At 70.3% G+C, this 10149-nt stretch carries 14 protein-coding genes; 5 read left to right on the top strand and 9 right to left on the bottom strand.

Features of this window, described 5'->3' with window-relative positions; genetic code table 11:
* Positions 1-17 precede the first annotated feature (17 nt).
* A complete protein-coding gene (gene rpmB, locus ABZ646_RS30855) occupies positions 18-203 on the top strand; it encodes a 50S ribosomal protein L28 (RefSeq protein ID WP_360525973.1) in 186 nt (61 codons plus the stop codon).
* Between the two features lie 202 nt (positions 204-405).
* Here the strand turns inward: rpmB and thiD are convergent, their stop codons facing one another.
* Both thiD and ABZ646_RS30865 read right to left on the bottom strand, forming a co-directional pair.
* Complete coding sequence (thiD, locus tag ABZ646_RS30860) at positions 406-1209, bottom strand: bifunctional hydroxymethylpyrimidine kinase/phosphomethylpyrimidine kinase (protein WP_360525976.1); 804 nt, start codon at positions 1207-1209, stop codon at positions 406-408.
* Positions 1206-2171: a thiamine-phosphate kinase gene (locus ABZ646_RS30865; protein WP_360525979.1), complete on the bottom strand. Its 966-nt coding sequence runs from the start codon at positions 2169-2171 to the stop codon at positions 1206-1208. Before ABZ646_RS30865 ends, thiD begins: the two co-directional genes overlap by 4 nt.
* Before the next feature lie 206 nt (positions 2172-2377).
* Between ABZ646_RS30865 and ABZ646_RS30870 the strand changes: the two genes are divergently transcribed.
* Together ABZ646_RS30870 and ABZ646_RS30875 are read left to right on the top strand one after the other, a co-directional pair.
* The gene (locus ABZ646_RS30870) at positions 2378-2611 is read left to right on the top strand and encodes an Lrp/AsnC ligand binding domain-containing protein (protein WP_101400883.1); all 234 of its coding nucleotides are present in this window, start codon (positions 2378-2380) and stop codon (positions 2609-2611) included.
* A gap of 20 nt (positions 2612-2631) precedes the next feature.
* Entirely contained in the window at positions 2632-3120 is a 489-nt protein-coding gene (locus tag ABZ646_RS30875; RefSeq protein WP_360525982.1) for a DUF3515 domain-containing protein, read from the top strand.
* 15 nt (positions 3121-3135) lie between these two features.
* Here the strand turns inward: ABZ646_RS30875 and ABZ646_RS30880 are convergent, their stop codons facing one another.
* Genes ABZ646_RS30880 through ABZ646_RS30890 form a run of 3 tightly spaced genes read right to left on the bottom strand, consistent with a single transcriptional unit; the run spans position 3136 to position 6124 of the window.
* Positions 3136-4293, bottom strand: a complete 1158-nt coding sequence (locus ABZ646_RS30880; protein ID WP_360525985.1) for a D-alanine--D-alanine ligase family protein — start codon at positions 4291-4293, stop codon at positions 3136-3138.
* A gap of 59 nt (positions 4294-4352) precedes the next feature.
* Complete coding sequence (locus ABZ646_RS30885) at positions 4353-5363, bottom strand: NAD(P)H-dependent glycerol-3-phosphate dehydrogenase (protein WP_360525988.1); 1011 nt, start codon at positions 5361-5363, stop codon at positions 4353-4355.
* Entirely contained in the window at positions 5360-6124 is a 765-nt protein-coding gene (locus ABZ646_RS30890) for a 1-acyl-sn-glycerol-3-phosphate acyltransferase (RefSeq protein WP_360525991.1), read from the bottom strand. The genes ABZ646_RS30885 and ABZ646_RS30890 overlap by 4 nt, the downstream gene beginning before the upstream one ends.
* A gap of 155 nt (positions 6125-6279) precedes the next feature.
* On the opposite strand from ABZ646_RS30890, the gene cofC reads away from it, so the two are divergent.
* Positions 6280-6918 (top strand): 2-phospho-L-lactate guanylyltransferase, encoded by a 639-nt coding sequence (gene cofC / locus ABZ646_RS30895; RefSeq protein ID WP_360525994.1) that lies wholly within the window; start codon positions 6280-6282, stop codon positions 6916-6918.
* A 9-nt stretch (positions 6919-6927) separates the two neighbouring features.
* Complete coding sequence (locus ABZ646_RS30900; protein WP_360525997.1) at positions 6928-7131, top strand: hypothetical protein; 204 nt, start codon at positions 6928-6930, stop codon at positions 7129-7131.
* 113 nt (positions 7132-7244) lie between these two features.
* Here the strand turns inward: ABZ646_RS30900 and ABZ646_RS30905 are convergent, their stop codons facing one another.
* The 4 genes from ABZ646_RS30905 to ABZ646_RS30920 all read right to left on the bottom strand — a co-directional run.
* Entirely contained in the window at positions 7245-7880 is a 636-nt protein-coding gene (locus ABZ646_RS30905; protein ID WP_360526000.1) for an HU family DNA-binding protein, read from the bottom strand.
* Positions 7881-8020: 140 nt separating this feature from the next.
* Entirely contained in the window at positions 8021-8251 is a 231-nt protein-coding gene (locus ABZ646_RS30910; protein ID WP_360526003.1) for a hypothetical protein, read from the bottom strand.
* 287 nt (positions 8252-8538) lie between these two features.
* A complete protein-coding gene (leuD, locus tag ABZ646_RS30915; protein ID WP_360526006.1) occupies positions 8539-9132 on the bottom strand; it encodes a 3-isopropylmalate dehydratase small subunit in 594 nt (197 codons plus the stop codon).
* 6 nt (positions 9133-9138) lie between these two features.
* The coding region (locus ABZ646_RS30920) for a 3-isopropylmalate dehydratase large subunit (RefSeq protein WP_360526009.1) at positions 9139-10149 on the bottom strand (1011 nt) is incomplete at its 5' end.

Raw genomic sequence — 10149 nt, forward strand, 5'->3', positions numbered from 1 at the left:
AGTCTTTGGAGTGACCCGTGGCTGCCAACTGCGACGTCTGTGGCAAGGGGCCGGGCTTCGGCAACAGCATCTCGTTTTCGCACCGCCGTACGTCCCGTCGCTGGAACCCGAACATCCAGCGCGTGCGTACCGTGGTCGGCGGGACGCCTAAGCGCCTGAACGCCTGCACCTCGTGCATCAAGGCCGGCAAGGTCTCGCGCTGACGCACTGTCGCTGAGCGCGCGGCCACCGCTGGTTCGCTGCACAGAGCCGGTCCACCGTGAGGTGGGCCGGCTTTTTGCCGTGCCCGGAAATTCCGGCCGCGGCCCGGCCGGCGACCTGGAGCTCGTGGACGCGGCCGAGGCGCCGGGGTCCGTCGTCGGCACCGCTTCTTCAAGAGGCCGACCGAGAAGGCGGCCACCGGCATCAAGCTGCGGGAGTACCCGTTCTGAGGGCCCAGCCGTGGTCCACGGGCCCGATCCCGGCGCCCAGCGCGAACCCGGCCGCGATCGCCCCGGTGACGTACTCCTTGGCCGCCGCCACCGCCTCCGGCACGGATCGTCCCCTCGCCAGCTGGGCGGCGATCGCGGAGGCGAGGGTGCAGCCCGTGCCGTGCGTGTGCCGGTTGTCGTGCCGGGGGGCGCGCAGCAGATGTTCGTCCGTGCCGTTTGTGAGCAGGTCGACGGCGTCGCCCGGCAGATGGCCGCCCTTGATCAGCACCCACTCCGGTCCGTACGACAGCACGGCGGCCGCGGCCCGTCGCAGACCGTCCTCCGACTCGACGCGGACCCCGGTGAGTTGGGCCACCTCGTCGAGGTTCGGGGTGGCCACGGTGGCGACCGGGAGCAGCTTGGTGCGGACCGAGTCCAGGGCGGAGGCGGCGATGAGGGGGTCACCGTGCTTGGAGACGCCCACCGGGTCCACGACCGTGGGCACCCCGGTCCCGGCGATCAACTCGGACACCGCCTCGACCAGTTCCGCCGAGGCGAGCATGCCGGTCTTCACCGCGTCCACGCCGATGTCGTCCACGACGGCGCGGTACTGGGCGCGCACCGCCGCCACCGGCAGCTCCCAGGCGCCCTGGACGCCGACGGAGTTCTGCGCGGTGACCGCGGTGACCACGCTCATGCCGTGCACGCCGAGCGCCAGCATCGTCTTCAGGTCGGCCTGGATCCCGGCCCCGCCGCCGGAGTCGGAGCCCGCGACGGTCAGGACGCGCGGGAGGCTCATGACTCGATGTCCCCGAAGTGGTCCCAGCCGCCCTTGCGGGTCCAGGGCGCCCCGTCGACGGTGACCTGGGGCAGCGCGGACGGGTTGAGGACCTCGCCGATCACCTTCCAGCGGGCGGGCAGTTTCACGTCCGGCGGGAAGGTCGCCACGATCGCGTGGTCCTCGCCTCCGGTCAGCACCCACTGGATGGGGTCGACGCCGACGGCCTGCCCGATGTCGTTCATCTGGGTGGGGACGTCGATCGCGCCGGACCGGATGTCGATACGGACCTTGCTGGCCTCCGCGATGTGCCCGAGGTCGGCGATCAGCCCGTCGCTCACGTCGCACATCGCGGTGGCGCCGAGGCCGGCGGCCGCCGGGCCCGCGTGGTACGGCGGCTCGGGGCGGCGGTGGGCCTCCACGAAGGCGCGGGGCGACCGGAAGCCCCGGGAGAGCACCGCGTAGCCGGCCGCGGACCAGCCCAGCCAGCCCGTGACGGCCACCAGGTCGCCGGGCTGGGCGCCGGCCCGGGTGACCGGCTCCTGGTTGCGCAGGTCGCCGAGCGCGGTGATGGACACCATGATCGTGTCCCCGCGTACGACATCCCCGCCGACCACCGAGGCGCCGGCCACCTGGCACTCGTCCCGGATGCCGTCCATCAGCTCGCTGGGCCAGGTCACGGGCAGTTCGGCGGGGACGACCAGGCCGAGCAGCAGCGCGGTCGGCACGGCGCCCATGGCGGCGATGTCCGCGAGGTTCTGGGCGGCGGCCTTGCGGCCCACGTCGTAGGCAGTGGACCAGTCGCGGCGGAAGTGCCGGCCCTCCAGCAGGATGTCGGTGCTCGCCACGACCCGGCGGTCGGGCGCGGCGACCACCGCGGCGTCGTCGCCGGGGCCGACCCGGACCGCCGGAGTGGTGGTGAGACGGGAGGTGAGCTCCCTGATGAGCCCGAACTCCCCGAGCTCACCAACAGTGCCCTTCATTGCCCTTGCGCCCCTTCTGTGCCGTGCCGTGCCCGCTCGCGCGTCACCGTCGTCCTGGATACGGTCGAGGTGACCGTCAACTTCTGCCGTGCCTGCACCCTGGCGCGCAAGCCCCTGTCCGCGCAGGTCTCCCCGCGGTGAGCGGCGACGCGATACCGTGGCGTTCCTTTTCCCCACATGATCCTCGTGGCCGCCCTGGAGGTTCCGTGGTACAGGCGTACATCCTGATCCAGACGGAGGTCGGCAAAGCGTCGACCGTCGCCGAGACGATCAGCAAGATCCCCGGAGTGATCCAGGCCGAGGATGTGACAGGACCGTATGACGTCATCGTGCGCGCGCAGGCCGAGACAGTCGACGAACTCGGTCGGATGGTGGTCGCGAAGGTCCAGCAGGTGGACGGCATCACGCGCACCCTGACCTGCCCGGTGGTCCATCTGTAGCCCCCGTCTACCCTTGGCCGGTGAACTTCTTCCGTCACCGGCCATTCGGTCTGTCCGCGCTCGCCGCGTTGGTGATCGCGACCGCGGGCTGCTCATCAGCAGACGACGCCCCGTCGGCGGCGGTTCCCAGTCCGGGCGCGGCGGTCGTGAAGCTCTGCGACCGCCTTGACCGGGCGCTGCCGACGAAGGTTGACAAGCTGGGCCGGCGTGATCCGGAACCGGCCTCTCCGCTGACCGCCGGCTGGGGCGGCGACCCGGCGATCATACTGCGGTGCGGTGTTCCGCGGCCCGCGAAGATGGCCGACCCGGAAGCGGACGGGGTGGAGGTGAACGGGGTGGGGTGGCTGCTGGAGCAGCGGGCCGACAAGTCGTTCCGGTTCACCACCACGTTGCGGAAGGCGTATGTCGAGGTGACGATTCCGGCGAAGCGGACGGGGGATGGCATGGCGCCGTTGGTGAGCCTGGCGCCTGCCATCAAGGAAGCGGTGCCTGAGGGGATCGCCGACTAGGCGCCGTCGGGCGCTTCAGCGAAGCCCTGTCGAACGGCTCAGGGCCGCCTGGATCAGGCGGTCGATGAGGTCGGGGTAGCTGACACCCGTCGCCTGCCACATCTGCGGGTACATCGAGATCGGGGTGAAGCCCGGCATCGTGTTGATCTCGTTGATGACGAAGTCGCCGTCCTCGGTGAGGAAGAAGTCGGCGCGGACCAGGCCCTCGCAGGACGCGGCCTCGAAGGCGTCCACCGCGAGCGCCTGGATCTCGGTCGTCTCCTGCGGGGTCAGCGGGGCCGGGACGACACCGGGGGTGGAGTCGATGTACTTGGCCTCGAAGTCGTAGTACGCGTGCGCGGCGGCCGGCGGGATCTCCGCCGGGACCGAGGCGCGCGGGCCGTCCTCGAACTCCAGGACGCCGACCTCGATCTCACGGCCCCGCAGCGCCGCCTCGACGAGGATCTTCGGGTCGTGGGACTGGGCCTCGGCGATCGCCTCGTCCAGGCCCGCCAGGTCGTCGACCTTGGTGATGCCGATCGACGAGCCCGCGCGCGCGGGCTTCACGAACAGCGGCCAGCCGTGCTCGCCGGCGAAGTCGACGATCCGCTTGCGGGCGGCGGACTCGTCCTGCTTCCACTCGCGGGGGCGGATCACCAGGTACGGGCCGACCTTGAGCCCGAAGGAGGTGAACACCCGCTTCATGTACTCCTTGTCCTGGCCGACGGCCGAGGCGAGCACGCCCGAGCCGACGTAGGGGACGCCGGAGAGCTCCAGGAGGCCCTGGAGGGTGCCGTCCTCGCCGTAGGGGCCGTGCAGCATCGGGAAGACCACGTCGACCTCGCCGAGCGCCTTGGGCACCGAGCCGGGCTCGCTGTAGACGACCTCGCGGCTGGCCGGGTCGACCGGGAGGACGACACCGCCCTCGGTGGACTCGGCGAGGTCGCCGACCTCCGGGGTGCGGCGGTCGGCGATCGCCATGCGTTCCGGTTCGTCGGCCGTGAGCACCCAGCGGCCTTCCCGGGTGATGCCGATCGGCAGGACGTCGTACTTCGTCCGGTCGATGGCGGCGAGTACGGCGCCTGCGGTGACCGTGGAGATCCCGTGCTCGGAGCTGCGACCGCCGAACACGACGGCCACACGCGGCTTGCGAGCGGGCTGCTCAGGGCTCTGGGGGAGGTTCTCGGTGCTCATATCGCGTTGAGAGTACCCGGAGGCAGGGCCCCGAGACAGCGTCCGTCGCGTGCCGTGGCTCAGCGTCGCTCGGGCTTCGCGCTGCGCGACATCAGCTCCTTGAGGGCGACCACCGGCGGCTTGCCCTCGTGCACGATGTCCACGACGGTCTCGGTGATCGGCATCTCCACGCCGTGCCTGCGGGCCAGATCGGCCACGGACTCGCAGGACTTGACGCCTTCGGCGGTCTGCCTGGTGACCGCGACGGTCTCCTCCAGGGTCATGCCCTTGCCGAGGTTGGTGCCGAAGGTGTGGTTGCGGGACAGCGGCGAGGAACAGGTGGCCACCAGGTCGCCGAGGCCCGCGAGTCCGGAGAAGGTCAACGGGTCCGCGCCGAGCGCCATGCCCAGCCGGGCGGTCTCCGCGAGGCCGCGGGTGATGAGCGAGCCCTTGGCGTTGTCGCCGAGTCCCATGCCGTCCGCGATGCCCACGGCGAGGCCGATGACGTTCTTCACGGCACCGCCCAGCTCGCAGCCGACCACGTCGGTCTCGGTGTAGGGGCGGAAGTACGGTGTGTGACAGGCCGCCTGGAGGCGCCGGGCCACCGTCTCGTCGGTGCAGGCGACCACGGCTGCGGCCGGCATCCGGGCCGCGATCTCCCGGGCGAGGTTGGGCCCGGTGACGACGGCGATGCGGTCCCCGCCGACCTTGGTCACGTCGTCGATGACCTCGCTCATCCGCATGGCGGTACCGAGTTCGACGCCCTTCATCAGGGACACGAGAATCGTCTCCGGCGCGAGCAGCGGCGTCCAGTCGGCGAGGTTGGCCCGCATGGTCTGGGACGGCACCGACAGGAACGTGAAGTCGGCGCCGGCGGCCGCCTCGGCGGGGTCGGTCGTGGCCCGGAGGTTCTCGGGGAGTTCCACGCCCGGCAGGTAGTCGGGGTTGGTACGGCCGGAGTTGATCGCCTCCGCGACCTCCGCGCGCCGCGCCCACAGGGTGACCTCGCACCCGGCGTCGGCGAGCACCATCCCGAAGGCCGTACCCCACGAACCCGCGCTGAACACCGCCGCCTTGGCAGGCTTGCTCACTTGCCGCTCTCCTCTTCCAGACCGCTCTGCGCACGCGCCCGGCGCCGCTGCTCGATCCGCACCTGGCGAGGATCGTAGGGGGTCTCGGGGGCCTTCTCGCCGCGGATCTCCTCCAGCTGCCGCGTGATGGCCGCCATGATGACCTCGGTCGCCTCCCTGAGGACGTCCTGGGTCATCTCCTTGCCGTAGAAGCGGGTGAGGTCGACCGGCGGACCGGCGAGGACGTGGTGCGTCTTGCGGGGCAGCAGGTTGAGCTTCTTCGCGTACGGCGGGAGCAGTTCGTTGGCGCCCCACTGGGCGACCGGGATCACCGGGCACCTGGTCTGCAGGGCGACGCGGGCGGCACCGGTCTTGCCGGTCATGGGCCACTGGTCCGGGTCGCGCGTGATCGTTCCCTCTGGGTAGAAGGCGACGCACTCGCCGCGTTCCACGGCGTCGATCGCGGCCCGGAAGGCGCTGAGCGCGTCGGTGGACTCCCGGTAGACGGGGATCTGTCCCGTGCCCCGCATGGCGGCGCCGACAAATCCCTTCTTGAAAAGCCCGCTCTTCGCCAGGAATCGCGGAACGCGGCCACTGTTGTACTGATAGTGGGCGTAGGCGAAGGGGTCGATGTGAGAATTGTGGTTCACCGCGGTGATAAATCCGCCCTCGGCCGGAATGTTGTCCATTCCGCGCCAGTCCCGCTTGATCAGAACCACCAGCGGCGGTTTGCAGAGCACCGCAGCGAAGCGGTACCAGAAGCCGATTCTCCGGCGGGGCACGCGGACACCTTCCTCTAGGACTTCCTCCCGGTCCGGGATCGGGAAGAAGTGTGGCCCCGGCCCGCCGGTCTGTCGAGAACACCGTACGCCTCGGTGTCGCGGACACCCGGTGGGCCCGGGTGACAATGAGGCAACGAGGGAGGGACGGTACATCGGTGCAGTGGACCTTGGTCATTCCGCTCAAGCCTCTGGCCCGGGCCAAGAGCAGGCTCGCGGACACCGCGGCGGACGGGGTGCGCCCGTCGCTGGCCCTCGCGTTCGCCCAGGACACGGTGGCGGCGGCCCTGGCCTGCCAGGCCGTGAAGGATGTGGTGGTCGTCACGGTCGATCCGCTGGCCGGGCGCGAGCTCTCGGCGCTGGGCGCGCGCATCGTCCCCGACACGCCGCAGGGCGGCCTGAACGCCGCCCTCAGGCACGGGGCGGCCGTCGTACGCGCATCGCGTCCGGAAAGCCCCGTGGCGGCCCTGAACGCGGATCTGCCCGCGTTGCGTCCGCTGGAATTGTCCCGGGTACTCGACTCGGCCGCGGAATTCCCGCGGGCTTTTCTTCCGGACGCGGCGGCAATCGGCACCACTCTGCTGGCGGCGATACCCGGCAGTGAATTGGCGCCCGCGTTCGGCCCGGATTCCCGCGCCCGGCACGCCGCCTCCGGAGCCGTGGAGCTGCGGGTCGCCGAGGTCGACTCGGTACGCCAGGACGTGGACACCGGCGCGGACCTGCGCAGCGCCCTGGCCCTGGGCGTGGGCCCACGCACGGCGACGGTGGCGGCCCGCCTGCTGATCCCGGACCAGTAGGCTGCGCCCATGCAGGCGACCGCATACACGTACGACCCCGAGACCCGCAGCGGCCAGGTGCTCCTGGACGACGGAACCCCGGTCCCCTTCGACGGCCCCGCCTTCGAGGCGGGCGGTCTGCGCCTGCTCAGGCCGGGCCAGAGGGTACGCATCGAGACCGAGGGGACGGGTGCGGACCTCCGGATCACCCTGGTGACGCTTCAGACGTTCTGAGGCGAAGGCGCCCCGCACAACGCAACCCACCCGAGAAAACACCGCGGGCCGGACTCCCCAGGGGAATCCGGCCCGTCGCGTGAGTATCCCGAGCGCGCCGCCGAAGCGAACGCCTAGCGAGTCGCGGTCTTCTTGGCGGTGGCCTTCCGCGCGGTCGACTTCTTGGCCGGCGCCTTCTTGGCGGTGACCTTCTTGGCCGGGGCCTTCTTCGCCGCGGTCTTCTTCGCCGTCGCCGTGGTCTTCTTCGCGGTCGTCTTCTTCGCCGTCGCCGTGGTCTTCTTGGCGGCCGCCGCCCCCGTGGTCTTCTTCGCCGTCGTCTTCTTCGCGGCGGCCGTGGTCTTCCTGGCCGCGCCCGTCGTCTTCTTGGCGGTGGTCTTCTTCGCCGCCGCCTTCTTGACCGTCGCGGAAGCGGCGCCGGTCAGGCTGCCCTTGGGCGCCTTCTTGACCGAGACCTCACCGCCGCGGGGGAGCTTCTTGGAGCCGCTCACCAGGTCCTTGAAGCCCTGACCGGCGCGGAAGCGCGGCACGGAGGTCTTCTTGACCCGAACCCGCTCGCCCGTCTGGGGATTGCGGGCGTAGCGGGCGGGACGGTCCACCTTCTCGAAGGACCCGAAGCCGGTGACCGAGACCCGCTCACCCGCGACGACCGCGCGGACGATGGCGTCCAGGACATGGTCGACAGCGTCGGCCGCCTGCTGGCGGCCGCCCATCTTGTCGGCAATCGCTTCTACGAGCTGCGCCTTGTTCACGTCTTCCCCTTCGGAGACATCGCCAGAACGAAAGTGTTCAAGCTTTTTCGCACGTTAGGCAGATATATACCGCAAATCAAACACGAAACGGGCTTATCACCCTTGTGCCGCAACGGACTCGGCCGTCTCGCAGGGTCCGGTCAGCCTTCCTCTTGCGGGAATCGACCCGCTTCGAGGTCGGCGTTGAACCGCTCGAGTCGCCTTGCCGCATCGGCGATGTCGTGCTTGGCCGCGGCCGTAATGACCAGCAGCTTCCGGGTCAGCGCCATCCGTACGCCCTCCGGGACTTGCAGTGCGCGCACTGCTGTGTGCGCTTCCTTCAGTTGGCCCGCGACCGCCGCATAGAGCTGGAGTTGGCCGTCGTGTTCCATGCACAGATTGTGCCATCTGGGGCGAGTTGTCGCCTGCGCAGGGGGCAACTACCGCCTCAAATGGCCTTCCGGGCACTTGCGCAAGCCCCGGACACAGCACTCACCTACCCCCACAACATCAGCCCTAACGTGGGAAGTTGGCAAGACCTGCGACAACGCGAGCGTCCGTTCGGGTGCAGACATGGCTGTACCCCCAATCGTGGCGATCGGGGGTACAGGCGGGGTCACGCGATGGCTGAAACCAGCCGTGTTCAGATGTGGTGATCAGGCCCGAACCGGGCCACGGGTCAGACCTGGAGCGTCCGCGGCTTGTACGACGGCCGCTTGGCCTCGTACGCGGCGATGTCAGCCTCGCTCTGGAGGGTGATGGAGATGTCGTCCAGCCCGTTCAGCAGGCGCCAGCGGGAGTTCTCGTCCAGCTCGAAGGAGGCGGTGACGCCCTCGGCGCGCACCTCGCGCTTCTCCAGGTCGACGGTGATCTCGGCCTCGGGGTCGTTCTCCGAGAGCTCCTGCAGCGCCTCCACGATCTTCTGGTCCAGGACCACCGTGAGCAGGCCGTTCTTCAGCGAGTTGCCCCGGAAGATGTCGGCGAAGCGGGAGGAGATCACGGTCTTGAAGCCGTAGTTCTGCAGCGCCCACACGGCGTGCTCGCGGGAGGAGCCGGTGCCGAAGTCGGGGCCGGCGACCAGGACGCTGGCGCCCTGCCGCTCGGGGCGGTTGAGGATGAAGTTCTCGTCCTTGCGCCAGGCCTCGAACAGCCCGTCCTCGAAGCCGTCCCGGGTCACCTTCTTGAGCCAGTGAGCAGGGATGATCTGGTCGGTGTCGACGTTGGAGCGGCGCAGCGGGACGGCCCGGCCGGTGTGCGTGGTGAATGCTTCCATGGCTGATCAGACTCCAGCGGGCGTACGAACGTCGGACAGGTCGGCCGGGGAGGCCAGGTGGCCCAGGACGGCGGTCGCGGCCGCGACCTGCGGCGACACCAGGTGGGTGCGGCCACCCTTGCCCTGCCGGCCCTCGAAGTTGCGGTTCGACGTGGAGGCCGAGCGCTCACCCGGAGCCAGCTGGTCGGGGTTCATGCCGAGGCACATCGAGCAGCCCGCGTGCCGCCATTCGGCGCCGGCCTCCTTGAAGACCACGTCCAGGCCCTCGGAGACGGCCTGCAGACCGACCCGCGCGGAGCCGGGGACGACCAGCATCCGTACGCCCTCGGCGACTTTCCGGTCCTTGAGGATGTCCGCGGCGGCGCGCAGGTCCTCGATCCGGCCGTTGGTGCAGGAGCCTACGAAGACGGTGTCCACGCTGATGGAGCGCAGCGGCTGGCCGGCCTCCAACCCCATGTACTCCAGGGCCTTTTCGGCGGCGAGGCGCTCCGAAGCGTCTTCGTACGAAGCCGGGTCGGGGACGTCCGCCGAAAGCGGGGCGCCCTGGCCCGGGTTGGTGCCCCAGGTGACGAACGGCGAGAGGGCGGCGGCGTCGATGCGGACCTCGGCGTCGAAGACCGCGTCCTCGTCCGTCCGCAGCGTCTTCCAGTACTCGACCGCCGCGTCCCAGTCCGCGCCCTCGGGGGCGTGGGCACGGCCCTTGATGTACGCGAAGGTGGTCTCGTCGGGGGCGATCATGCCCGCGCGGGCGCCGGCCTCGATCGACATGTTGCAGATGGTCATGCGGGCCTCCATCGAGAGCTTCTCGATGGCGGAGCCGCGGTACTCCAGGATGTAGCCCTGGCCGCCGCCCGTACCGATCCTGGCGATGATCGCCAGGATCAGGTCCTTGGCGGTGACGCCCTCGGGCAGCTCGCCGTCGACCGTGATGGCCATGGTCTTCGGTCGGGCCAGCGGCAGCGTCTGGGTGGCCAGCACGTGCTCCACCTGGGAGGTGCCGATACCGAACGCCAGCGC

Source organism: Streptomyces sp. NPDC007162 (assembly GCF_040634175.1).
In the GTDB taxonomy this organism is placed as follows: domain Bacteria; phylum Actinomycetota; class Actinomycetes; order Streptomycetales; family Streptomycetaceae; genus Streptomyces.